This is a genomic window from Streptomyces sp. NPDC042336, from assembly GCF_055581985.1.
This window is the reverse complement of record NZ_JBVJEA010000021.1, coordinates 38876-62308: the sequence shown is the minus strand read 5'-3', so window position 1 is coordinate 62308 and position 23433 is coordinate 38876. Positions and strand designations below refer to the sequence as shown.

Below are 23433 nucleotides of genomic sequence, written 5' to 3'. Positions count from 1 at the left end.
TTGTCGTACCGGCAGGTGGGCCAGGCCTGTGGTCCGGGGGCTTGGTGGTGTCGTGTCCGGGGGGCCTCAGGGGAGCGTCCCCGTGACCGGCGAGGGCTGCCGGGCGGGGGTTGCCCGCGCTGTCCGCATGCCCCGTCGTGCCGTCCTCGGCCGTGTTCTCGCCGGCCCCGGTCCCGGTCACAGTCCCGCCGATCGGGCCTCGCCCAGCTCGGTGAGGCGGTCGCGGAGGCGTTCCGCCTCGGCCGGGTCGAGGCCGGGGATGGTGGCGTCGGTCGCGGCGGCGGCCGTGTGCAGCTGCACGCTGGCCAGGCCGAAGTGCCGCTCGACCGGCCCGGAGGTCACCTCGACCAGCTGCATGCGCCCGTACGGGACGACGGTCTCCTCCCGCCACAGCACGCCCCGGCTGATCAGCAGGTCGTCGGCGCGCTCGGCGTACCGCCAGGAGCGCCAGTTGCGTCCCAGCATCACCCAGCCCCAGGCCGTCAGGGCCAGCGGCAGGAGCGCCAGGGCGGCCCAGAGGGGGGCCAGGAACAGCGCGGGCAGCACACCCGCGGCGAGCGTCAGCAGGCCGAGCCACACCACCAGCAGCAGTCGCCGCATGTGCAGCAGCCCCGGCGGCAGGCCGGTCCACACCGGCTCCTCCCGCACCGGAACCGCCGGACCCGCCGGATTCGCCGGGTCCGCCCGACCCGCCGCTCGCGTTGCCCCCGCCGTACCCGTGTCGTCCGGGCTCCCCGTCTCCATGGGGCCAGCGTACGTAGGGGAGACTGTGTCCATGACTCCTACGACGGAGACCACGGTCGGAATCGGCGGTGCCGCGGAGAGCACCGACATGGTGCTCAACATCGGCCCCCAGCACCCGTCCACCCACGGCGTGCTGCGGCTCAAGCTGGTTCTGGACGGCGAGCGCATCACGAGCGCCGAGCCGGTGATCGGCTACATGCACCGCGGCGCGGAGAAGCTGTTCGAGGCCCGTGACTACCGTCAGATCATCATGCTCGCCAACCGCCACGACTGGCTGTCGGCCTTCTCCAACGAGCTGGGCGTCGTCCTCGCCGTCGAGCGGATGCTCGGCATGGAGGTCCCCACGCGCGCGGTGTGGACGCGGACGCTGCTCGCCGAGCTGAACCGGGTGCTCAACCACCTGATGTTCCTCGGGTCGTACCCGCTGGAGCTGGGCGGCATCACCCCGGTCTTCTACGCCTTCCGGGAGCGGGAGGTCCTCCAGAACGTGATGGAGGAGGTCTCCGGCGGGCGCATGCACTACATGTTCAACCGCGTCGGCGGTCTCAAGGAGGACCTCCCCGCGGGCTGGACCACGCGCGCGCGTGGAGCCGTCGCCGCCGTGCGCTCGCGCATGGACGTCTTCGACGACCTGGTGCTCGGCAACGAGATCTTCCGGGGGCGTACGCGGGGGGTCGGCGCCCTGTCCCCGCAGGCCGTGCACGCCTACGGCGTCAGCGGACCGATCGCCCGCGCCTCCGGCGTCGACTTCGACCTGCGCCGCGACGAGCCGTACCTCGCCTACGGCGAACTCCAGGACACCCTCAAGGTCGTCACCCGTACCGAGGGCGACTGCCTGGCCCGCTTCGAATGCCTCCTGGAGCAGACGCACAACGCCCTCGGCCTCGCCGACGCCTGCCTGGACCGACTCGCCGAGCTGGCGCCGGGACCGGTGAACCAGCGGCTCCCGAAGGTGCTGAAGGCGCCCGAGGGCCACACCTACGCCTGGACCGAGAACCCGCTCGGCATCAACGGCTACTACCTGGTCAGCAAGGGCGAGAAGACCCCGTACCGGCTGAAGCTGCGCTCGGCGTCGTACAACAACATCCAGGCGCTGGCCGACCTGCTGCCGGGGACGCTGGTCGCGGACATGGTGGCGATCCTGGGGTCACTGTTCTTCGTGGTCGGCGACATCGACAAGTAGCGCGGCCGCGTCGAGCTGCCCCACCGGCTGGAGCAGCCACCAGAAGTCGCCCAGGCCGCCCGGTGCGGTCAGCTCGGCGGCCTCGGAGGCGCTCGCGAGGGCGCGCACGTACGCCGCCGGGGCCGTGGAGGCCAGCGCGAGCGGAGGGCGTGCGCCGGTGACACCGAGGGCGTGCAGGGTCTCGCGCTGGGGGCGCACGAGCGCGTCAGGGGGCGCGTGCCCCGGAGCGCACCTCGCGGTGTGGGCGGCCGCGCACGCGTCCAGCGCGACATGCGCGGTGATGTCGCAGGACCCGTCGGGCACAGGTTCGGTCTCCCGTCCCTCCCGGAAGCCCGTGAGCGTCCCGAACGGCGGGCGGGCGGCCGCGGTGTGCGCGTAGTCGGCCGCCACCGCGAGCCCGGCGTCCAGCGCCGCCACGGCCGACGCCCAGGCCTCGTCGCGGGGGAGCCCGATCTCCGCCCGCAGTCCCTCCTCGCCGGTCAGCGGCCACCACCGGGCCAGCCACTCGGCCTCCGCCCCGGCCACCGGCCCGCCGAGCCGCTCGGTCCCGTCGCGCCGGACGAGCACCCGCCGCGGCACGCCCGCCGTGTCCACCTCCGCCACGTCCACCGGTACGTTGTCCAGCCACTCGTTGGCGAACAGCAGCCCGGTGAGACCGCGCGGCGGCCCGGGGAGCCAGCTGACCCGGTGGTCGAGTCCCTCCGGGCGGGCGGCGACCTCGACGGCGTACGCGCGCGTACGCTCGGCCACCTCGGCGGGCAGGGCCGCCAGCACCCCGGTGACCAGCTCGCCCCGGCCGGCCGCCATGTCCACGAAGTCCAGCACCGCGGGCCGGCCCAGCGCCTCGTCGACCCGGCACAGCAGCCGCGCCACGGCCCCCGCGAACAGCGGCGACGCGTGCACGGACGTCCGGAAGTGCCCGGCCGGGCCCGCGGGCCCCGCGCGGTAGAAACCCTCCGGTCCGTAGAGGGCCTCGTGCGTGGCCTCCCGCCAGCCCCGCCATTCCCCGTGCGCCCCCGGAGACCCACTGAGCCCTGCTGTCCCTGCCGTCCCTGGTGTCACAGACCCAGGCTAGGGGCACAGGAGAGCGGAACCTCCACCTTGCGGAGTACGCGCGGACCATGCGGATCGGCCCTCCGGTTGACCCCTGCACCTATTCCACTTCCCTACGCTGGGTTACGTGCAGCGCCTCTACGACTTCCTCCGCAGACACCCGACCGGTGTCGACTCCTTCTGGGCCCTCGTCGTGCTCGGAATCTCCCTGGTCTCCGCGGCGACTCCGGGGACGCGGGCGGACGGGACGGACAACGTGGCGCTGATCGTCCCCTTCGTGGTGCTGCTCAGTGTCGTGATGGCGCTGCGCCAGCGGGCGCCGGAGAGGATGCTGCTGCTCGCCGTCGCACTCGGCGTGGGACAACTGGCGCTCGACGTCGCGACGATGCCCGCCGACTTCGCCTTCCTGGTGATCATCTACACCGTGGCCGCGACCGGCGCCCGCTGGGCCTCCAGGACCGCGCTGGCCACCGGCCTGTGCGCGGCGCCGCTGGCCCAGCTGCGCTGGTCCGACAGCGAGCTGGGCATGGGCACCACCATCGCCGTGACGGTCTTCCAGGCGGTCCCCTTCGCCCTCGCCTGGGTGCTCGGCGACTCCATCCGCACCCGGCGCGCCTACTTCGCGCAGCTGGAGGAGCGCGCGACCCGGCTGGAGAAGGAGCGCGAGGCACAGGCCAAGGTCGCGGTCGCCGCCGAGCGCGCCCGGATCGCGCGCGAGCTGCATGACGTCGTCGCGCACAACGTCTCCGTGATGGTGGTGCAGGCCGACGGCGCCGCCTACGTCCTGGACGCGGCGCCCGACCAGGCGAAGAAGGCCCTGGAGACCATCTCCTCCACCGGCCGGCAGGCGCTCGCCGAGATGCGCCGCCTGCTGGGCGTGCTGCGCACCGGCGAGCACAAGGAGGCCGGGGAGTACGTCCCGCAGCCCGACGTCGAGCAGATCGAGGACCTCGTCGAGCAGTGCCGCACCTCCGGACTGCCGGTCGACTTCAAGGTCGAGGGCACCCCCCGGCAGCTGCCCAGCGGCGTGGAGCTGACCGCGTACCGCATCGTGCAGGAGGCGCTGACCAACACGCGCAAGCACGGTGGCGAGAACGCGGGCGCGAGCGTGCGCCTGGTCTATTTCGACGACGGGCTCGGTCTGCTCATCGAGGACGACGGCAAGGGCGCCCCGCACGAGCTGTACGAGGAGGGCGGCTTCGACGGCCAGGGCCACGGGCTGATCGGCATGCGCGAGCGGATCGGCATGGTCGGCGGAACCCTGGACGCCGGCCCGCGTCCGGGCGGAGGATTCCGCATCAGTGCGCTGCTCCCGCTGAAACCCTCACCGTGACCGCCGCGCCCGTACGCATGTACGGCATTGACACCTGTAAGGCAAAGGAAGAAGAGGCCCGATGGCGATCCGCGTGATGCTCGTCGACGACCAGGTGCTGCTGCGCACCGGGTTCCGGATGGTGCTGGCGGCCCAGCCGGACATGGAGGTCGTCGCGGAGGCGGGCGACGGCGTGGAAGCGCTCCAGGTGCTGCGCTCGACCGCCGTGGACGTCGTCCTGATGGACGTCCGCATGCCCAAGCTCGACGGCGTGGAGACCACCAGCCGGATCTGCGTGGACCCGAACGCGCCGAAGGTGCTGATCCTGACCACGTTCGACCTCGACGAGTACGCGTTCTCGGCGCTGAAGGCGGGTGCCTCCGGCTTCATGCTCAAGGACGTGCCGCCCGGCGAGCTGCTCGCCGCGATCCGCTCCGTGCACAGCGGTGACGCGGTGGTCGCGCCCTCCACCACCCGGCGGCTCCTGGACCGGTTCGCGCCGATGCTGCCGGCCACCGGGCAGGAGCCCCGGCAGAAGGAGCTCCAGCGGCTCACCGAGCGGGAGCGCGAGGTGATGGTGCTGGTGGCACAGGGCATGTCCAACGGCGAGATCGCGGCACGGCTCGTGCTGTCGGAGGCGACCGTCAAGACGCACGTGGGCCGCATCCTGACCAAGCTGGGCCTGCGCGACCGCGTCCAGGTGGTGGTCCTCGCCTACGAGACCGGGCTGGTCCGGGCCGGCGGCGGACAGGGCTGACGGGCCTGCCCGCGCCGCGTGCCGCCGCCCGGGCCGCGGACGCCCGCGGCCGGAGCCCGTCGGCCGGCGACTTCCAGGATCTGGCCTCCTGGCGGCAGGGGCGGGCTAGCGCAGTATCCCCTCCAGGAAGTCGCTGCCCAGCCGGGCCACCACCGTGACGTCCAGCTGGTGCAGGACGTACCGGCCGCGGCGCCGGGTGGTGATCAGTCCGGCCTTCTTCAGCACACCGAGGTGCCGGGATATCTCCGGGGCCGTCATGCCGTGCGCCTGAGCCAGCTCGCTCGTGGTGTACGCGCTGCGGGCCAGGTGCCGGCAGATCCGCATCCGCACCGGGTGGGACAGCGCGGTCATCCGCAGGGTGAGCTGCTCGACCGAGGGCGGTGAGGCCAGCTCGGGGGAGCCCACCGGATAGTGCAGCACCGGCTGCCAGTCGTGCCGGTGCAGGACCATCAGGTGCGGCCAGCCCAGGCTGGTCGGGACCAGCAGCAGGCCGCCGTCCGCCGTCGCCGAACGGCCGTCGCCCAGCTTGTCGACGGTGATCCGGGCGGCGGCCTCGTCCAGCGTCACCGCCGGGGACACGGCGGCCAGCGCCTCGGCGAGGCCCTTGTGGCGCAGCAGGTCCGTCTTGTGACGGGCGTCCGCCGCGAGCTGGATGCGCAGCCGGGACCAGGCCTCCGCGAAGAACGCCTCGTCGCAGTCCCGCGCGAACTGCCGCAGCCAGTCCCGGATCCGCGGCGGATCGGCCAGCAGCCGCTCGCTGAAACGCAGCTGCTGCGGTCCCCGCGCGGCGGCCAGGTCCAGCGCGCGCCGGCGCACCTCGGGGTCGTCCAGCGCCGAGACCCCACCGGTGCTGTACGGCAGCGCGCAGGTGAACTCCAGGGCCGCGTCGACGAACTGCTCGTCGGTCAGCTTGTCGAGCAGGTCCAGGTCTTCGGCGAGGGTGGCGCCGGGCAGGGTGCTGCGGCCCGGCACCCCGGCGAACGGCATGAACAGGTCCGAGAAGGTCGTCCGCCACAGGAAGTCGGCCTCGCACATCCGGTCGGCCAGATGAGAGTCGAGCCGGGCGGTCACGCCCGTCGCCCAGCCCTGCAGCCCCGGGTGGTGCCCCGGCTCGGACAGCGCGTGCAGCGCCATGCCCAGCTCGGCCAGGGGAGAGGGCACGACGGCGACGCTCTCCGGCCGCAGCCCCGTGATGTCGATGCGCACGCTCATGCCCCCATGGTGCACGTCGCCACTGACAACGCCGCCGCCGATTGACCGCCGCCGTCAATCGGCGCGACCGCGGGCACGGGCCGGAGCAGTCTGGGGTCATCGGGGCTGCCGCGGAGCCCGTACTCCACCCCTACGTCTCCATGAGAGGGCGATCCGCCATGAGCATCACGCAGCAGTACCTCCTCGACTCCTACCGTGCCCGGCAGCTCGGCGAGCCCGCGCCGCCCGCGCCCGGCACCCACGACCGGCAGGTCGTACGCGAGTGGCACGACCGCCGCCGGTTCCGGGCCGTGCTCGCCGGCCGCCCGGCGCGGGGCCGGGTACGGCGGGCCCTGCGCCGGTGGTGGTCCCTGTGGCCGCGCGCCCTGGGCTGACCGGCCGGGGCGTTCCCCGTCAGGCCGCCAGCCGGGCGGCGAAGTCGGCGACCGCGGCCCGCACGTCGTCGGCCGTCCACTCCAGGCCCGACTCGCCCACGGAGACCTCGGTGAGGGCGATCCCGGGACCGCCCGCGTCCCAGGACTGGGCGAACAGCATCGTCCCGGTCTCCTCCGCCTGGCGCAGCGCGGCCTCACCCGCGGTCTCGGGGTCGTACGGCAGCCAGACCTGGAACTCGTGCGTGTGCGGCACCTCCGGGTGCACCCGCGCCCACGGCAGCCCGGCCGCCGCGAACCCCTCGCGCAGCGCGGCGGCCACCACGCGCGCGTGGGCCACGTACGCGGGCAGCCGGGGCAGCTCGCGCTCCAGGCCGGCCAGGGCGGACAGCACCGTGGGGAACTGCTGGAACACCTGGCCGCCGTACCGGTGCCGCCATGCCTTCGCCTCCTCGACCAGCGTCCGGGGACCGGCCAGGGCGGCGCCGCCATAGCCCTTGAGGGACTTGTAGAACGAGACGTACACGCTGTCCGCCAGGCCCGCGATCTCGGCCAGCGGGCGGCCGAAGTGGACGGCGCATTCCCACAGGCGGGCACCGTCGAAGTGCACCACCGCGTCGCGCTCCCGGGCGGCCTCGACGACCTCGGTGAGCTCCTCCCAGGTGGGCAGCAGATATCCGGCCTCCCGGAGCGGCAGTTCCAGCATCAGCGCCCCGAACGGCTCCTCGAAGCCGCGCACCTCGTCGGCGGTCGGCTGCCGCGGCGCGTCGGTCAGCCGTACCGGACGCAGTCCGGCGACCCTGCTGAAGGCGCCGCGCTCGTGCACCTCGGGGTGGCCGAGCCCGTGCAGGGCGACGACCGGGTTCCCGGTGCGGCCCGCCCAGCAGCGCAGGGCCACCTGCTGGGCCATGGTCCCGGTCGGGAAGAAGGCGGCGGCCTCGGTGCCGAGCAGGGCGGCGGTCCGCTCCTCCAGCGCCGCCACGACACCGTTGCCGTACAGGTCGGACGGCTCGTCGAGGTCGTACAGCTCGTCGGCCCCGTCCAGCACGGCGAGGCGCTCCCGCAGGGTCGTGACGTAGCCCGGGCGGGCGAGGACGCGGCGCGCACCGCGGAGGGCGGCCACGCGCCGCTCGCGCAGCCGCCTGTGCCGCTGCTCCTCCGGCTCCGCCCGCTCGTCCGGTGCCCGTTCCGCCGGCCCGTCCCGTTCCGCCCGCTCTTCTTGCTCACTCATGCGGGGATCATGTCGCGCGGGGCGGGCGCCGGGCACCCGGTTTCCGCACACGTTCCCACACGCGCGCGGTGTGTGTGCTCCGGTGCCGCACGGAAACCCACAGCCTGTGGACAACCGGACGTCGCCCGGACCGATCGCGTTAACATGACGAGAAATCGTCCGGTACCCCGAGCGGACTGGAACGGGAAGGCCGTCGTCGCGTGAACACAACCCCACAGCCAGACCCCAAGGACCGCCCCGCGCGGCTCACCGTAGGCGTCGTCGGCGCCGGACGGGTGGGCCCCGCGCTGGCCGCGTCCCTCCAGCTCGCCGGGCACCGCCCGGTGGCCGTCTCGGGGGTCTCCGACGCCTCCAGGAGGCGTGCCGCCGCCCTCCTCCCCGACGTGCCGCTCATGACGCCCGCGGAAGTCCTCCAGCGCGCCGAACTGGTCCTGCTGACCGTCCCCGACGACGCCCTGCCCGGCCTGGTGACCGGGCTCGCCGAGACCGGGGCGGTGCGCCCGGGCCAGCTTCTGGTGCACACCTCCGGGCGGTACGGCGCCAGGGTCCTGGACCCCGCTCTGCGCGCAGGCGCTCTGCCGCTGGCCCTGCACCCGGCGATGACCTTCACCGGCACTCCGGTGGACGTCCAGCGCCTGGCGGGCTGCTCCTTCGGCGTCACCGCGCCCGAGGAACTGAGGCTGGCCGCGGAGGCCCTGGTCATCGAGATGGGCGGCGAGCCGGAGTGGATCGCCGAGGACCGGCGCCCGCTCTACCACGCGGCGCTGGCCCTGGGCTCCAACCACCTGATCACGTTGGTGGCCCAGTCGATGGAGCTGCTGCGCACGGCCGGCGTCGCGGCCCCCGACCGGATGCTCGGCCCGCTGCTCGGCGCCTCCCTCGACAACGCCCTGCGCTCCGGCGACGCGGCCCTGACCGGCCCCGTCGCGCGCGGGGACGCGGGCACGGTCGCCGCCCACATCGTGGAACTGCGCGAACACGCCCCCCAGGCCGTCGCCGGCTACCTGGCGATGGCCCGCGCGACCGCCGACCGCGCGCTGGACCACGGGCTGCTGAAGGCCGAACTCGCCGAGGACCTGCTCGACGTGCTCGCGGACGGAGCCAGGGGCGGCACCGAGGGCCCCGACGGAACCCCAGGCACCGAAGGCCCCGACGGAGGCGCCCGATGACCACCACCCCGCCCGTCCTGCTCCGCACCGCCGACGAGCTGCACGCGCGCGTGCGGCACGGCCGCCGGGCCGTCGTGATGACCATGGGTGCCCTGCACGAGGGCCACGCCACCCTGATCCGCACCGCCCGCGGCCTCGCGGGCCCCGACGGCGAGGTCGTCGTCACGGTCTTCGTGAACCCCCTCCAGTTCGGCGCCGGCGAGGACCTCGACCGCTACCCGCGCACCCTGGACGCCGACCTGGAGATCGCCGGGCGGGCGGGCGCCGACGCCGTCTTCGCCCCCTCCGTCGACGAGGTCTACCCGGGCGGCGAACCCCAGGTGCGCATCACCGCCGGCCCCATGGGAGAACGCCTGGAGGGCGCCTCCCGCCCCGGCCACTTCGACGGCATGCTCACCGTCGTCGCCAAGCTGCTCCACCTCACCCGCCCCGACCTCGCCCTCTACGGCCAGAAGGACGCCCAGCAGCTCGCGCTGATCCGCCGCATGGTCCGCGACCTGAACTTCGGCGTGGAGATCGTCGGCGTCCCCACCGTGCGCGAGGAGGACGGCCTGGCCCTGTCCAGCCGCAACCGCTACCTCTCCGCGGCGGAGCGCCGTACCGCCCTCGCGCTCTCGCAGGCGCTCTTCGCCGGCCAGGACCGGCACGCGGCCCAGGAGGCGCTGTGCGCGCGGGCCCGCGAGGTGCCCGCCACCCGGGCGCGCGCCGAGGCGCTCAGCGCCCTGGGCGAGTCCCGCGCGGCGGCCGACGCGCACGCCGTCGCCACGTCCGCGCCCGGCAGCGCCACGGCCGTCCGGGACGCCGCCCGCCTGGTGCTGGACGACGCCGCCCGCGCCACCCCGCCCCTGGAGCTGGACTACCTCGCCCTGGTCGACCCGGCCGACTTCACCGAGATCGGCGACGACCACACCGGCGAGGCCGTCCTCGCCGTCGCGGCCCGGGTCGGCGCGACCCGCCTGATCGACAACGTCCATCTCACCTTCGGACCCCTCGGAGCCGCCTCGTGACCAGCACAGGCATACGACTGCACGCCCCCGCGCCCGGCTGGGCCATCGCCGCCGACGTGGTGGTCGTCGGCTCCGGCGTCGCGGGCCTCACCGCTGCCCTGCGCTGCGAGGCCGCCGGTCTGCGGACCGTCGTCGTCACCAAGGCCCGCCTGGACGACGGCTCCACCCGGTGGGCGCAGGGCGGCGTCGCCGCGGCCCTCGGCGAGGGCGACACCCCCGAGCAGCACCTGGACGACACCCTGGTGGCCGGCGCCGGCCTGTGCGACGCGGAAGCGGTCCGCATCCTGGCCACCGAGGGCCCCGACGCCGTACGCCGGCTCATCGCGACCGGCGCGCACTTCGACGAGTCCACCGAGGGCGGCCTGGCCCTCACCCGCGAGGGCGGCCACCACCGCCGCCGCATCGCCCACGCGGGCGGCGACGCGACGGGCGCCGAGATCTCCCGCGCCCTGGTGGAGGCGGTACGCGCGCGCGGGCTGCGCACGATCGAGAACGCCCTCGTGCTCGACCTCCTCACGGACGCCGACGGCCGCACCGCCGGCGTCACCCTGCACGTCATGGGCGAGGGCCAGCACGACGGCGTCGGAGCGGTCCACGCCCCCGCGGTCGTCCTCGCCACCGGCGGCATGGGCCAGGTGTTCTCGGCGACGACGAACCCCTCCGTCTCCACGGGCGACGGCGTGGCCCTCGCCCTGCGCGCGGGTGCCGAGGTCAGCGACCTCGAATTCGTCCAGTTCCACCCCACCGTCCTCTTCCTCGGCCCGGACGCCGAGGGCCAGCAGCCCCTGGTCTCCGAGGCGGTGCGCGGCGAGGGCGCCCACCTGGTGGACGCGGACGGCGTGCGCTTCATGCTGGGACAGCACGAACTGGCGGAACTCGCCCCACGGGACATCGTCGCGAAGGCCATCACCCGCCGCATGCAGGAGCGCGACGCCGACCACATGTACCTGGACGCCCGCCACTTCGGCAGGGCGATGTGGGAGCAGCGCTTCCCCACGATCCTCGCCGCCTGCCGCGCCCACGGCATCGACCCGGTCACCGAGCCGGTCCCCGTGGCCCCGGCCGCCCACTACGCCTCGGGCGGCGTGCGCACCGACGCCCACGGCCGTACGACGGTCCCCGGCCTGTACGCCTGCGGCGAGGTCGCCTGCACGGGGGTGCACGGCGCCAACCGCCTGGCGTCCAACTCCCTCCTGGAGGGCCTGGTCTACGCCGAACGCATCGCGGCCGACATCGCGGCCGGGACGGTCCACGCGCGCGTACCGGCTCCCCTTCCGCACCCCCAGCACCCGGAGCACCCCCTCCTCCCGCCCGAGGCCCGCCTCACGATCCAGCGGATCATGTCGGAGGGCGCCGGCGTCCTGCGCTCGGCGGACTCCCTCACGCGCGCGGCCGAGCGGCTGCACGGCCTGCACGCCGAGGCCCGCGAGGCCCTGCACGAGAACGGCAAGACCTCCGAGCCGGGTGTCGACACCTGGGAGGCCACCAACCTCCTGTGCGTGGCCCGGGTCCTGGTCGCCGCGGCGGCCCGGCGCGAGGAGACCCGCGGCTGCCACTGGCGCGAGGACCACGCGGACCGCGACGACACGACGTGGCGCCGCCACATCGTCGTACGGCTGAACCCGGACCGGACGCTCGCCGTGCACACCACGGACACGCCAGAATTCCCCCCTACCGTCCACGGCGCCCAGCCGACGCACCGTCCCCAGGAGCAGTGACAGCAGTGAACCCCTCCGACCCCTCCGAACTCCCCCTCGCCTCCGGCGGAGGCTGCGGCGACGGCTGCGCCTGCGGCGCGGACACCGAAGAAGACACCTACATGGAGTGCGGCCTCGACCCCGCGCTCGCGGCGCTCCTGCTGGACTCAGGACTCGACCCGGTCGAGGTCGAGGACATCGCGAACGTCGCCATCCAGGAGGACCTGGCGGGCGGCGTGGACGTGACGACGGTCGCGACGATCCCCGAGGACGCCGTGGCCACGGCCGACTTCACCGCGCGCGAGGCGGGGGTCGTCGCGGGCCTCCGGGTCGCCGAGGCGGTGCTGTCGATCGTCTGCACCGACGAGTTCGAGGTGGAGCGCCACGTCGAGGACGGCGACCGCGTGGAGGAGGGCCAGAAGCTCCTCTCCGTGACCACCCGCACCCGCGACATCCTGACCGCCGAACGCAGCGCGCTGAACCTCCTGTGCCGCATGTCGGGCATCGCGTCGGCCACGCGCGCGTGGGCGGACGCCCTGGACGGCACGAAGGCCAAGGTCCGCGACACCCGCAAGACCACCCCCGGGCTGCGCAGCCTGGAGAAGTTCGCGGTCCGCTGCGGCGGCGGCGTCAACCACCGCATGTCCCTCTCGGACGCGGCCCTGGTCAAGGACAACCACGTGGTCGCCGCGGGCGGCGTCGCCGAGGCCTTCAACGCCGTGCGCGAGAGCTTCCCCGACGTGCCGATCGAGGTCGAGGTCGACACCCTGCACCAGCTCCGCGAGGTCCTGGACGCCGGAGCCGACCTGATCCTCCTGGACAACTTCACCCCGGACGAGTGCGGGGAAGCCGTCGCCCTGGTCGCCGGCCGGGCCGCCCTGGAGGCCTCGGGCCGCCTGACCCTCGGCAACGCCAAGGCGTACGCGGCCACCGGCGTCGACTACCTGGCCGTGGGCGCCCTCACCCACAGCTCCCCGATCCTGGACATCGGCCTGGACCTGCGAGCGGCGGAGTAGACCATGCTGCTGACGATCGACGTAGGCAACACGCACACCGTCCTCGGCCTCTTCGACGGCGAGGACATCGTCGAGCACTGGCGCATCTCCACGGACTCGCGCCGCACGGCCGACGAGCTGGCGGTCCTCCTCCAGGGACTGATGGGCATGCACCCGCTGCTGGGCGACGAGCTGGGCGACGGCATCGACGGCATCGCCATCTGCGCGACGGTCCCCTCGGTCCTCCACGAACTCCGCGAGGTCACCCGCCGCTACTACGGCGACGTCCCCGCGGTCCTCGTCGAACCGGGCGTCAAGACCGGCGTCCCGATCCTCACCGACCACCCCAAGGAGGTCGGCGCCGACCGCATCATCAACGCGGTCGCCGCGGTCGAGCTGTACGGCGGCCCGGCCATCGTCGTGGACTTCGGTACCGCGACGACGTTCGACGCGGTCAGCGCGCGCGGGGAGTACATCGGCGGCGTCATCGCCCCCGGCATCGAGATCTCGGTCGAGGCGCTCGGCGTCAAGGGCGCCCAGCTCCGCAAGATCGAGGTGGCCCGGCCGCGGAGCGTGATCGGCAAGAACACGGTCGAGGCGATGCAGTCCGGGATCGTGTACGGCTTCGCCGGCCAGGTCGACGGCGTCGTCAACCGCATGGCCCGCGAGCTGGCCGACGACCCGGACGACGTGACGGTCATCGCGACGGGCGGACTGGCGCCGATGGTGCTGGGCGAGTCCTCGGTCATCGACGAGCACGAGCCGTGGCTGACGCTGATGGGGCTGCGACTGGTGTACGAGCGAAACGTGTCACGCATGTAGCCGACACCCGGCGCGGGTGTGGCCGCGGGGGTGGGGAGCGCGGCCCGGCGCAGCGGGGTGCCGCTGCGCCCACCCGTGCCGCCCCAGCGGCACGACGGCCCGCGGCGAGGGCGACGGACGACGGCCCGCAGCTGGAGGATGTGGCGACGCGGCGGGAGAGCCGCGTACGGCGGGCCGGGGCAGGGCGGGCGTCGGCGGGCCGCAGTCGCGTACGGCGAGAAGGGGTCGTGTCGGGGGGTGTCCGCCCGCAGCGGTTGGCGCGTCAACGCCGGGGGAGATCTGTGGCCGACCGATTCCGCGCCGTTCCGAGGACGGACACCCCCCGGCGCGGCCCCGACCCACCCACAACGCACCGCGCACCGCGCACCCCCACCGAACCCGCACAGGCGCCGCAGGCACCCCGCACCCGAACCCGCACAGGCGCCGCAGGCACCCCGCACCCCCCGCAGCCCGCACAGGCGCCGAAGGCACCCGCATCCGGGTGGGCACACGCGCCACACCCACACCCCCTATGCGAAGTTTGTCTGATTAGCGCGTATCGTCGCCACATGCCCACGCCCTACGGACCCCGCGGCGGCATGGCGTTCGGTGCTCAGGAGCTGCGCGTGCTCCGGCGAGCCCTCGCCCTCGCCCTGAACCCCAGCCCGGTCTCGGCCCAGGAGGCCACGGACTGCCTCCAGCTCGCAGAGTCGCTAGACGAGGCGATGCGGGAGGGTGCCCGGCACCGTGCCTTCCTGGTGGCCGACCTGGCCCGGTACCGCGCCGCCCTCCCCGGCACCGCCACCGGCTACCTCACACTCCTGGACGAGGCGCTGAACGCCGGCCACCGCCCCGACGCGGACGACCTCGCCGCCCTGGGCGCCCTGCGCGGCAACCCCGCCGCGGCGGCGCTCCTCGCCCGCTGCCGCCCCACGCTCCCCGCCGCGCGCACCCGCCTGCACGCCCTCCACGCCCTCCCCGGCGGCCGGCAGCCGGACAAGGACCCCGCGCAGAAGCCCGCCCCGAAGCCGTCCCCCCAGCCCGCTCCGGCCACCCCCAAGCGCCCCGTCCCCACCCCAGGCGAGGTCTTCCCCCGCCGCAAGCCCGCCCCGCCGGCGCCGCCCGCCCCGGACTCCCGGCACCACCTCGCGGCGGGCTGACGGCGCCTGGCTACCCTGGTCCCATGGACTACGTCTCCGCGCTCCTGCCCCCGGCCGTGATGGCCGTCTTCTTCATCGGCGTGATCCGGGTGATCGTGAAGACCCAGGGCGGCGCCAACAAGGCCAAGGAGGACGCGGTCGTCGACGCCGCCCTCGCGCGGGCGGAGGGCGCCCGGCAGGCGTCCCCGCCCTCCAAGGCCTGACCGCCACCCCCACGGCCTGAGACCGCCACCCCCTGCGACCTGACGGCCCCCTCCCGTACGGCTCCGCCCAAGGAGCCGTACGCCCCTTTTACGCCCGTTTTCCGGCGAAAGTGCACGTCCGGCACGCGATCGCTCCGATCTCCCACTATCGTTCGAAGCGTGCCTCGCCCATTGGGAGAACTCGAAGACGCGGTCATGACGAGGGTGTGGAAGTGGAACCGCCCCGTGACCGTTCGAGAAGTCCTGGAAGACCTGCAACAGGAACGGTCCATCGCGTACACCACCGTGATGACCGTTTTGGACAATCTCCATCAGAAGGGCTGGGTGCGCCGCGAGTCCGAAGGCCGGGCCTATCGATATGAGGCGGTCTCCACTCGCGCCGCCTACGCCGCCGCCCTCATGAACGACGCCTGGTCCCAGAGCGACAACCCCGCCGCGGCCCTCGTCGCCTTCTTCGGCATGATGAGCGAGGAACAGCGCCAGGCACTCGGAGACGCCATCCGCATCGTGCAGGGACCGGAAACCCCCGCACCGGGACCCGGCGCCGTACCGGACGGCGGCGAGCGATAGCGTCCCCACATGTCAAATGCCATCAGCGTCCGGCGGGCCCGCACCAGCGATGTCCCGGACGTACGCCGGCTCCTCGATGCGTACGTACGTGACCGCATCCTGCTCGACAAAGCGATGGTGACGCTTTACGAGAGCATCCAGGAGTTCTGGGTCGCGGAACGGGACGACAACGCCGAGGTGGTCGGCTGCGGCGCGCTGCACGTGATGTGGGAAGACCTCGCGGAAGTGCGGACTCTCGCGGTGAAGCCCGGCCTGAAGGGCGCGGGTGTCGGCCACAAGCTGCTGGAGAAGTTGCTGGACACGGCGCGCTGGCTCGGTGTTCGCCGCGTTTTCTGCCTCACCTTCGAAGTGGACTTCTTCGGCAAGCACGGCTTCGTGGAGATCGGGGAGACACCGGTCGACACCGATGTGTACGCGGAGCTGCTGCGTTCCTATGACGAGGGCGTTGCGGAGTTCCTGGGGCTCGAACGAGTGAAACCGAACACCTTGGGCAACAGCCGGATGCTTCTGCATCTGTGATCGCCGGGCAGCGCCAGGCGTCCACGGCCCTCGAGGTTTGAGGTTTATTCCACCGACGCACCCTTCACGGGTTCCCTATGTCCGAAACGCGCATGTTTCCGGCCCGGGGCCGGGCTACCGGCCTCCGCCGGGGGTTTGTGTTTTTCCGGCAAAAGCGGTTTGCTTTCCGGCGTACTGCAGTACTGCATATAACAAGGGGCGGCGATACGGCGGACGCCGGCGGACTCCCGACCCTCAAGTTATCGATGAAAGGAAATCCGGTGGCACAGAAGGTTCAGGTCCTTCTTGTCGACGACCTCGACGGCGGCGAGGCAGACGAGACCGTGACGTTCGCACTGGACGGCAAGACCTACGAGATCGACCTCACCACCGCCAACGCGGACAAGCTCCGCGGTCTTCTCGATCCGTACCTGAAGGGTGGCCGTCGTACCGGTGGCCGTGCCTCGGGCGGTCGCGGCAAGGCGCGCGCCGCTTCCGGCGGCAGCCAGGACACCGCGGCGATCCGCGCCTGGGCGAAGGAGAACGGCTGGGACGTCAACGACCGCGGCCGTGTCCCCGCGAAGGTCCGCGAGGCGTACGAGCAGGCCAACGGCTGATCACGCGATCGGTGCCACGGGCCGCGCCCGCGGCGGGCCGCTCGCGGTGAGCCGGACGCGGTGGCAATGCGTGGCCAGTGTGTGGACCAGCCGGGCGAGATCGAGGGCGGTCCCGGTCCGTCCGGGGACCGACATCGCCGGCAGCGAGGACCCCACCTCGCACCCCGGCTCCGGGGGTCGCAGCCAGACGGCGGCCCCTCGCAGGCCGTCGCGCTCCGGGGGACGCGGCGGCAGCCCGGCCGGGCCGGGCTCCGGAGCAAGGGGAGCGTCCACGAGGCCGCCCGCCCCGACAGCCGTCAGGTCGAGTGCCAGCGAGCCCCACTCCAGCCACTCCAGCAGCCCCGGCAGCTCCTCCGCGGCGCCCGCCGCCACGAGCAGCAACATCCGCCCGCCCTGGACGGCCACCGGGAAGCCCGGTGCCGGCGAATCCGCACCGGCCTGTCCGGACCGGCCGGCACGCATCAGCCGGTCCAGCCGCTCCAGCGTCGCGTACCCCGCTTCGGCCGGCACGTCGAGGACGTCGAAGCGCACGCCCGTGCGCAGCCGCACCGGTTCCCCGGGCGCCGTCGGCCACCCGAGCCCGCTCTCGTACCACCACCGCATCCGCTCCGACGCCGAGCCGCCGTTCTGGGTGGGCCGCCGGGGCGACGGCACAACGGGGGACACGGGAGCGACGGGGGAGACGGGGTGCGGGGCGCCAACCATGCCAAGTGCAACCGTCCGAAGAGCCCTCGGGTTACGCTGGGTGTTGATCCGAATGCGCAGAGTGCTGGACGAGGGCGGCAAGAGGGGGCGTGCGGGGGTGCGGGGAGGCGCAAGGTTGTTCGCCCGTAGCGGAGGGAACCGGTGCGCGCGGCATGGAGTGTCCGTCCCAGCGGGTAAGACATCCCTAGTGGGAGGGGGCGACATGCAGATCGGGCCGTCTCGCGTTCGCCATCGGCGTACTGGCGAGTGGGGTAAGTGCCTGGCCTGCGGGAACATCGTCTCGCACCATCGGGTTGTGGCAGATGTCGGCGTCAGGGGTCAGGAGGCCATCGACGGTGTCGGCAGTTGGAATGAGCGGTCCCCGCTTGCGGGACTAAGCTGCGGAAGGACAGGGAGGGGAAGTTCCCCTTACTGCCTGACCGCTCTGAGGAGCGATTAACGATGTTCGAGAGGTTCACCGACCGCGCGCGGCGGGTTGTCGTCCTGGCTCAGGAAGAAGCCCGGATGCTCAACCACAACTACATCGGCACCGAGCACATCCTCCTGGGCCTGATCCACGAGGGTGAGGGTGTCGCCGCCAAGGCCCTTGAGAGCCTCGGGATTTCGCTCGAGGCGGTCCGCCAGCAGGTGGAGGAGATCATCGGCCAGGGCCAGCAGGCCCCGTCCGGCCACATCCCCTTCACCCCCCGTGCCAAGAAGGTTCTGGAGCTGTCGCTCCGCGAGGCCCTCCAGCTGGGCCACAACTACATCGGCACGGAGCACATCCTGCTCGGCCTGATCCGTGAGGGCGAGGGCGTCGCCGCCCAGGTCCTGGTCAAGCTGGGCGCAGATCTGAACCGGGTGCGGCAGCAGGTCATCCAGCTGCTCTCCGGCTACCAGGGCAAGGAGACCGCCACCGCCGGCGGTCCTGCGGAGGGCACCCCCTCCACGTCCCTGGTCCTCGACCAGTTCGGCCGGAACCTCACCCAGGCCGCTCGTGAGTCCAAGCTCGACCCGGTCATCGGGCGCGAGAAGGAGATCGAGCGGGTCATGCAGGTGCTGTCCCGCCGTACCAAGAACAACCCGGTGCTGATCGGTGAGCCCGGCGTCGGCAAGACCGCCGTCGTCGAGGGCCTCGCGCAGGCCATCGTCAAGGGCGAGGTGCCCGAGACCCTCAAGGACAAGCACCTCTACACCCTGGACCTCGGCGCGCTGGTCGCCGGCTCCCGCTACCGCGGTGACTTCGAGGAGCGCCTGAAGAAGGTGCTCAAGGAGATCCGTACCCGCGGCGACATCATCCTGTTCATCGACGAGCTGCACACGCTGGTCGGTGCGGGTGCCGCCGAGGGCGCCATCGACGCCGCGAGCATCCTCAAGCCGATGCTGGCCCGCGGTGAGCTGCAGACCATCGGTGCGACCACGCTGGACGAGTACCGCAAGCACCTGGAGAAGGACGCGGCCCTTGAGCGCCGCTTCCAGCCGATCCAGGTCGCGGAGCCGTCGCTGCCGCACACGATCGAGATCCTCAAGGGTCTGCGCGACCGCTACGAGGCCCACCACCGCGTCTCCATCACGGACGAGGCCCTGGTCCAGGCGGCGACGCTCGCCGACCGCTACATCTCGGACCGCTTCCTGCCGGACAAGGCGATCGACCTGATCGACGAGGCCGGTTCCCGGATGCGCATCCGCCGGATGACCGCGCCGCCGGACCTGCGCGAGTTCGACGAGAAGATCGCCGGCGTCCGCCGTGACAAGGAGTCCGCGATCGACTCGCAGGACTTCGAGAAGGCCGCCTCCCTCCGCGACAAGGAGAAGCAGCTCCTGGCCGCCAAGGCCAAGCGGGAGAAGGAGTGGAAGGCCGGCGACATGGACGTCGTCGCCGAGGTCGACGGCGAGCTGATCGCCGAGGTCCTCGCCACGGCGACGGGCATCCCGGTCTTCAAGCTCACGGAGGAGGAGTCGTCCCGCCTGCTGCGCATGGAGGACGAGCTCCACAAGCGGGTCATCGGCCAGGTCGACGCCGTCAAGGCGCTGTCCAAGGCGATCCGGCGTACCCGTGCCGGTCTGAAGGACCCGAAGCGTCCCGGTGGCTCGTTCATCTTCGCCGGCCCGTCCGGTGTCGGTAAGACCGAGCTGTCCAAGGCGCTGGCGGAGTTCCTCTTCGGTGACGAGGACGCGCTGATCTCCCTCGACATGTCGGAGTTCAGCGAGAAGCACACGGTCTCCCGCCTCTTCGGTTCGCCCCCCGGCTACGTGGGCTACGAGGAGGGCGGCCAGCTGACGGAGAAGGTCCGCCGCAAGCCGTTCTCGGTCGTCCTCTTCGACGAGGTCGAGAAGGCCCACCCGGACATCTTCAACTCGCTGCTGCAGATCCTGGAGGACGGTCGCCTGACCGACTCCCAGGGCCGGGTCGTGGACTTCAAGAACACGGTCATCATCATGACGACCAACCTCGGCACCCGGGACATCTCCAAGGGCTTCAACCTCGGCTTCGCCGCCGCGGGTGACACGAAGTCCAACTACGAGCGCATGAAGAACAAGGTCCAGGACGAGCTCAAGCAGCACTTCCGGCCCGAGTTCCTCAACCGTGTCGACGACGTGGTCGTCTTCCCGCAGCTCAGCCAGGAGGACATCCTGCGGATCGTCGACCTGATGATCCAGAAGGTGGACGAGCGCCTCAAGGACCGGGACATGGGCATCGAGCTCTCCCAGTCCGCCAAGGAGCTGCTGTCCAAGAAGGGCTACGACCCGGTGCTGGGCGCGCGTCCGCTGCGCCGCACGATCCAGCGCGAGGTCGAGGACACGCTGTCGGAGAAGATCCTCTTCGGCGAGCTGCGTCCCGGTCACATCGTGGTCGTGGACACCGAGGGCGAGGGCGACGCCAAGACCTTCACCTTCCGGGGTGAGGAGAAGTCGGCCCTCCCCGACGTCCCGCCGATCGAGCAGGCGGCCGGCGGCGGCGCGGGCCCGAACCTGAGCAAGGAGGCGTAGCCCTCCGGGGGTGAGCCTGGAAAGGGGCTGTCCCGGGACTCCGGTCCCGGGACAGCCCCTTTCGCATGCCCGGGTCAGCGTCTGCTCAGAACCACTTCGGCGCTGGGAAAGAGCGGACGGAAGTCGGACAGGGGGAAGGAGTGGCCGAGGCGGTTCGCGAGGGTCACGTGGTGCACGCCCGGCAGCCGGGCCGCGAGTGCCGCGAGGTGTTCGGTGCCTTCCATGCCGTGGACCGTCAGCACCTCGATGCCCGGCAGCTCCGGCATACGGCCGATGGAGGCGGGCACCTCCCGGAGGATCGCGGCGTCCAGGTACAGGTAGGTGAGCGCGGGCAGGGAGGCGACCTCCTGCCAGTCGTCCTCCGTCAGCTCCGTGGTCAACGCGCCGAGGCTGAGGGTCTGTAGCGTCCTCCAGTGGCCGAGTCCCAGCAGCCCGCCCGGCTCCGTACACGTGTCGCCCAGGTAGAGGAAGCGCAGCGGGGCGTCGGTGGGCAGTGCGTCGGTGAGCCCGGCGCCCGGCAGGTCCGGCGTCAGCGAAAGCAGGGTCAAGGAGCTGAGGGACCGGATCCCCGAGGGGTCGGTGTCGGAGCCGAGGATGAGTTCGCTCAGGCCGAGCCCCGCCAGCCGGTCCAGGCCGCGTGCGTTCGGACACCTGTAGTACGCAAGCCGCGTCAGTGAGGTGAAACGGTGCAGGGCGTCCAACTCCGTCAGCAGCGGGTTGTCGGCGAGAGTCAGCTCCGTCACCGCCGAGGGCTCGGGGACCCGGGCGGCGATGTCCCCGGCGGAGTACCTCCCTGAGATGCTCAGTTGGTTCCACGGACGCATTCCGGCGAGCGTCGCGAGCTGCTCGGGCGTGTCGCAGGCGAGGACGAGGTCCGCCCGGTCCAGGTGGTCCAGAACCTCGGCCGCGTACTCCGCCGCGTCGAAGCGGTGCCACGTGCCAACGAGCTGCCGCCGCACGTCGAGGTCGGGGTGGTCCCGGAAGCGGCGCAACACGGTGAGGGCGCCGTCGGGTTCCTCGCCACCCAGAACCGAGGCCGTGACCGTGACGCCCAGGGCCTCCTCGGCCGACAAGCCATCCGGTCCCGGCAGCAGCTCCAGCACCAGCGGTCCCGCCCCCGCAAGCTCCCGAGCAGCCTCGGCAGTGCGCGGCGGGATCAGCTCGGCGGCTCGGTCCTCCACCTCGGCTCGTACCGCCGGGTCCAGGGCCGCGGCGTGCTCCAGGCAGGCCAGGGCCAGCAGGGTGAGCCGGGGATCGTCCCTGCGCAGCAGTTCCCTGAGCACGGAGACGCGTTCGCGGGGCCGGGCGTGGGCCACGGCCATGCGGATGACGTCCTCCCACTCGGTGTCGTCGGCTCGGCCGGTGAGCACGCCGAGGTGACCCTGCTCGACCGCGTACCGGGCCGCCAGGTAGTCCTGGAAGGTGCGGTGGACGAAGTCCAGGATGCCCTCGGCCGGGCGGCGCAGTACGCCGCTGCGCAGCAGCAGGGCCCTCAGCACCGCGGCGGCGTCCCGCTGCCCGGAGACGGGGCCGAGGGCAGGCAGGGCCCGGTCCACGATGCCCTCGGCAGTCTCCAGCGTCATCTCTTGCCGACCGCTGAGGACGAGGGCGTAGGCGATCCGCTGCAGCAGTTCGAGTTGGGCCTCCTCGCCCGGCTCCGGGCCGTCCACGGCGCCCATGCCCCGTTCCCGGTCCCGGCGGGCCAGGAGCATGGTGAGGGCCGCGTCGTACAACTCCTTGCGTCCCGTGGGCAGATAACCGCGGCGTTCGCGGTGCAGGGCGCAGACCAGGCCGCACATCAGCGGGTTGGTGACGAGGCGGGCCAGGTCGCGCTTGGTGCGCAGGGAGTCCAGCAGTCGCTGCTCGTACTCGGGGGCGCGGGCGGCCTCGTGCCAGCGGTGGACGAAGGTGGCGACCTCCGCCCGGCCCATCGGCGCGAGGGAGAGTTCTCCGAAGCGTTCCTGGGCAAGCCAGTCGGCGCGCACGGCCGTGGGGCGGGTGGTCAGCAGCCAGCGGTTGCGGGGGTAGGCGTGGAGGAGGCCGCTCAGCCAGTCCCGGGTGGCGTGGCGGTCGGCCTGCGGAATCTCGTCCAGTCCGTCGACCATGACCAGGGCGCGGCCCGCTGTCAGGACGCGTTCCGCCCAGCCGTCCGGCGGTGACAGTGGGCAGCCGACCGCGCTGAGGAAGGCGGACGGGGCCGGCAGGGGACCGGTGCGGATCAGGGTGCGCAGGGGGAGGACGAACGGGATGCGCGTGCCCTCCCGTGCCGCGGTCACGGCCAGCCATTGCACCAGGGTCGTCTTGCCGGAACCCGCGTCGCCGCGCAGCAGCACACGGGGTTCCCTGTCGAGTGCCGCGTCGGCGGGCATCCGTCCGGTGCGGGCCGGCGCGTTCTCGCCGGGCAAGGTGTCCCGGCCGGGTTCCCCGTCCGCCGTCGCCTCCAGGCTCAGGTAGGCGACCTCCAGCGGCCACCGATCAGGCGAGTCGCGCAGGTCGAGGCCGTAGATGGTGAGGTGGTTGTGCCGTTCGGCGACGTACGGCAGGTAGCGGCGCTCGAACGCGGTGTCCCGGCTGTCCGGGCGCGGGGTGCGGGCGATCAGCTCGTCCACCTTCGCGATCAGTTCCGTCTGCGACCGCGTCTGCTCCACCAGCGTCCGCGCGACGAACGTCGACCGCCGGGTGAAGAACTCCAGGATGTGCAGGCAGGCCCACTCGGTCGCCGAGTCGAGGAAGTAGCGGGCGTCGGCGGAGGGCCCGTCTCCGGACCCGGCCGCCTGCCGCCTCAGCCGGGCGGCCAGCTCCCGGTGCCCCAGCCGCACCGCCTGTACGTCGTCCATGTCCAGGTCGCCGAGGGCGAGCAGCCGGGCGGCCAGGGCGAGGGCGACGGCCGTCTCCTCGTCGCGCCGAAAGGGCGGCTCGCCGGGGGAGTCCAGGGACGCCCCGACCAGCCGCTCGGCGAGCTTGCCCACCTCCGTCTCACCGAGGTGGCGCCGCTCGCCCCGGAAGGACACCAGTCGGTCCAGCCGGACCGGCCGGTCGACCAGTCCGGCGCCGGGGCCGCCCGTGACGAACAGCTTCTTCACCAGCGGGGCGACCAGGCTTGACGCCAACTTTCCGCCCAGTACCGCCGGTTCCATCTGCCACCCCCGTGGTTGTCGGTCGACGAGGGGAGCCTATC

General features: G+C 72.8%; 21 protein-coding genes. 15 read left to right on the top strand and 6 right to left on the bottom strand.

Annotation, left to right across the window (positions count from 1 at the left end; all coding sequences use genetic code 11):
• Positions 1–177 precede the first annotated feature (177 nt).
• The gene (locus ACZ6IM_RS32590; protein ID WP_052836359.1) at positions 178–744 is read right to left on the bottom strand and encodes a PH domain-containing protein; all 567 of its coding nucleotides are present in this window, start codon (positions 742–744) and stop codon (positions 178–180) included.
• A gap of 31 nt (positions 745–775) precedes the next feature.
• On the opposite strand from ACZ6IM_RS32590, the gene ACZ6IM_RS32585 reads away from it, so the two are divergent.
• A complete protein-coding gene (locus tag ACZ6IM_RS32585) occupies positions 776–1927 on the top strand; it encodes an NADH-quinone oxidoreductase subunit D (RefSeq protein WP_052836358.1) in 1152 nt (383 codons plus the stop codon).
• On the opposite strand, the gene ACZ6IM_RS32580 is transcribed toward ACZ6IM_RS32585, so the two are convergent.
• A complete protein-coding gene (locus ACZ6IM_RS32580) occupies positions 1892–2989 on the bottom strand; it encodes an SAM-dependent methyltransferase (protein ID WP_052836357.1) in 1098 nt (365 codons plus the stop codon). The two genes, ACZ6IM_RS32585 and ACZ6IM_RS32580, sit on opposite strands and share 36 nt — an antisense overlap.
• A 118-nt stretch (positions 2990–3107) precedes the next feature.
• Here ACZ6IM_RS32580 and ACZ6IM_RS32575 point away from each other — a divergent pair, with 118 nt between their 5' ends.
• Both ACZ6IM_RS32575 and ACZ6IM_RS32570 read left to right on the top strand, forming a co-directional pair.
• Positions 3108–4313 (top strand): sensor histidine kinase, encoded by a 1206-nt coding sequence (locus ACZ6IM_RS32575; protein WP_052836356.1) that lies wholly within the window; start codon positions 3108–3110, stop codon positions 4311–4313.
• 61 nt (positions 4314–4374) lie between these two features.
• Positions 4375–5049, top strand: coding sequence for a response regulator (locus ACZ6IM_RS32570; RefSeq protein WP_003975444.1), 675 nt, complete (start codon positions 4375–4377; stop codon positions 5047–5049).
• A gap of 105 nt (positions 5050–5154) precedes the next feature.
• Here the strand turns inward: ACZ6IM_RS32570 and ACZ6IM_RS32565 are convergent, their stop codons facing one another.
• Positions 5155–6261 (bottom strand): DUF5937 family protein, encoded by a 1107-nt coding sequence (locus ACZ6IM_RS32565; protein ID WP_052836355.1) that lies wholly within the window; start codon positions 6259–6261, stop codon positions 5155–5157.
• 158 nt (positions 6262–6419) lie between these two features.
• On the opposite strand from ACZ6IM_RS32565, the gene ACZ6IM_RS32560 reads away from it, so the two are divergent.
• Positions 6420–6635, top strand: a complete 216-nt coding sequence (locus ACZ6IM_RS32560) for a hypothetical protein (protein ID WP_469561510.1) — start codon at positions 6420–6422, stop codon at positions 6633–6635.
• A gap of 19 nt (positions 6636–6654) precedes the next feature.
• Here the strand turns inward: ACZ6IM_RS32560 and ACZ6IM_RS32555 are convergent, their stop codons facing one another.
• Complete coding sequence (locus ACZ6IM_RS32555) at positions 6655–7863, bottom strand: threonine aldolase family protein (protein WP_052836354.1); 1209 nt, start codon at positions 7861–7863, stop codon at positions 6655–6657.
• 200 nt (positions 7864–8063) lie between these two features.
• Here ACZ6IM_RS32555 and ACZ6IM_RS32550 point away from each other — a divergent pair, with 200 nt between their 5' ends.
• The 10 genes from ACZ6IM_RS32550 (at position 8064) to ACZ6IM_RS32505 (ending at position 16580) form a co-directional block, all read left to right on the top strand.
• Entirely contained in the window at positions 8064–9032 is a 969-nt protein-coding gene (locus tag ACZ6IM_RS32550) for a Rossmann-like and DUF2520 domain-containing protein (RefSeq protein ID WP_469561506.1), read from the top strand.
• On the top strand, positions 9029–10039 hold the full coding sequence (panC, locus tag ACZ6IM_RS32545) for a pantoate--beta-alanine ligase (protein WP_052836352.1): 1011 nt from the start codon (positions 9029–9031) through the stop codon (positions 10037–10039). Before ACZ6IM_RS32550 ends, panC begins: the two co-directional genes overlap by 4 nt.
• Complete coding sequence (locus ACZ6IM_RS32540; RefSeq protein ID WP_469561503.1) at positions 10036–11757, top strand: L-aspartate oxidase; 1722 nt, start codon at positions 10036–10038, stop codon at positions 11755–11757. The genes panC and ACZ6IM_RS32540 overlap by 4 nt, the downstream gene beginning before the upstream one ends.
• Before the next feature lie 5 nt (positions 11758–11762).
• Positions 11763–12752: a carboxylating nicotinate-nucleotide diphosphorylase gene (nadC, locus tag ACZ6IM_RS32535; protein WP_469561606.1), complete on the top strand. Its 990-nt coding sequence runs from the start codon at positions 11763–11765 to the stop codon at positions 12750–12752.
• A gap of 3 nt (positions 12753–12755) precedes the next feature.
• A complete protein-coding gene (locus ACZ6IM_RS32530; protein ID WP_003975453.1) occupies positions 12756–13553 on the top strand; it encodes a type III pantothenate kinase in 798 nt (265 codons plus the stop codon).
• A gap of 548 nt (positions 13554–14101) precedes the next feature.
• Positions 14102–14692 (top strand): hypothetical protein, encoded by a 591-nt coding sequence (locus tag ACZ6IM_RS32525; protein ID WP_469561500.1) that lies wholly within the window; start codon positions 14102–14104, stop codon positions 14690–14692.
• A gap of 23 nt (positions 14693–14715) precedes the next feature.
• Positions 14716–14895 carry a hypothetical protein gene (locus tag ACZ6IM_RS32520; RefSeq protein WP_052843554.1) on the top strand — a complete coding sequence of 60 codons (180 nt, stop codon included), beginning with the start codon at positions 14716–14718 and terminating at the stop codon, positions 14893–14895.
• Between the two features lie 171 nt (positions 14896–15066).
• A complete protein-coding gene (locus ACZ6IM_RS32515; protein WP_076974913.1) occupies positions 15067–15465 on the top strand; it encodes a BlaI/MecI/CopY family transcriptional regulator in 399 nt (132 codons plus the stop codon).
• 9 nt (positions 15466–15474) lie between these two features.
• A complete protein-coding gene (locus ACZ6IM_RS32510) occupies positions 15475–15984 on the top strand; it encodes an amino-acid N-acetyltransferase (protein WP_052843550.1) in 510 nt (169 codons plus the stop codon).
• A 260-nt stretch (positions 15985–16244) separates the two neighbouring features.
• Positions 16245–16580 carry a histone-like nucleoid-structuring protein Lsr2 gene (locus ACZ6IM_RS32505; RefSeq protein ID WP_003975458.1) on the top strand — a complete coding sequence of 112 codons (336 nt, stop codon included), beginning with the start codon at positions 16245–16247 and terminating at the stop codon, positions 16578–16580.
• Here ACZ6IM_RS32505 and ACZ6IM_RS32500 read toward each other — a convergent pair whose 3' ends face one another.
• Positions 16581–17285 carry an SCO3374 family protein gene (locus ACZ6IM_RS32500; RefSeq protein WP_052843549.1) on the bottom strand — a complete coding sequence of 235 codons (705 nt, stop codon included), beginning with the start codon at positions 17283–17285 and terminating at the stop codon, positions 16581–16583.
• Positions 17286–17726: 441 nt separating this feature from the next.
• Between ACZ6IM_RS32500 and ACZ6IM_RS32495 the strand changes: the two genes are divergently transcribed.
• On the top strand, positions 17727–20255 hold the full coding sequence (locus ACZ6IM_RS32495; RefSeq protein WP_052843546.1) for an ATP-dependent Clp protease ATP-binding subunit: 2529 nt from the start codon (positions 17727–17729) through the stop codon (positions 20253–20255).
• Between the two features lie 74 nt (positions 20256–20329).
• On the opposite strand, the gene ACZ6IM_RS32490 is transcribed toward ACZ6IM_RS32495, so the two are convergent.
• Positions 20330–23392, bottom strand: coding sequence for an NACHT domain-containing protein (locus tag ACZ6IM_RS32490; RefSeq protein ID WP_469561494.1), 3063 nt, complete (start codon positions 23390–23392; stop codon positions 20330–20332).
• Positions 23393–23433: the final 41 nt, after the last annotated feature.